The sequence below is a fragment of the Mesorhizobium sp. M0088 genome, assembly GCF_040322895.1.
Classification (GTDB): Bacteria; Pseudomonadota; Alphaproteobacteria; order Rhizobiales; family Rhizobiaceae; genus Mesorhizobium.
The window spans coordinates 1-681 of record NZ_JAMYUI010000070.1; the positions used below are offsets into that span (position 1 = coordinate 1).

The 681-nt window shown below is 55.9% G+C and carries 1 protein-coding gene; it reads right to left on the reverse strand.

Annotation, left to right across the window (positions count from 1 at the left end):
* The coding region (virG, locus tag NKJ67_RS35085; RefSeq protein ID WP_352556354.1) for a two-component system response regulator VirG at positions 1-671 on the reverse strand (671 nt) is incomplete at its 3' end.
* Between the last annotated feature and the right edge of the window lie 10 nt (positions 672-681).

Below are 681 nucleotides of genomic sequence, written 5' to 3' on the forward strand. Positions count from 1 at the left end.
CCTGCGCCACGGGATGTTTTGACCAGGCGAGGGTTGGCCGCATCAGCCTCCAGCTTTCGGCGCAAGCGCATGATTAGGACATCGATACTTCGATCGTACACCTCTTCTCCACGCACACGGCTCGCGAGCAAAAGCCGTTCTCTGGATAGCACGTTGCGGGGGTTCTCCAGAAATGCGATCAAGAGATTGAACTCACATGCGGTAAGCTTGACCTCGCCACGCTCCGCACAGATCAGTCGCCGCTGCTTCACGCTGAGCTTCCAGGCCCCAAAGCGAAATGAGCGCTGCTCTCTGGTTCGCGGACTAGAAATGCGCTGGCGTAGCGCTACTCGAATGCGGGCCAAGAATTCGCGCATCCCGAAAGGCTTGGGAATGAAATCGGTTGCGCCGAGCTCCAGTGCAACCACTTTTTCCGCCTCATCAAGCCGGTCGCCGCTGATCACTATGATAGGAACATCCGATTTTGTCGCCAGATTGCGGACGATCGCAAGTCCATCCTCCCGGCCTAGGTTAAGGTCAACAACCACGAGATCGACTGGCTCACGTGAAAGAACATAGTCAAACTGCTTGCTATCGTGGACTGCGGTTACCTTCAGGGCATGCATCGTGAGATACTCGGCGATGAGGCGCCGCATTGCGGCATCATCGTCAATGACAAGAACATGTTTCAACGGCACACCT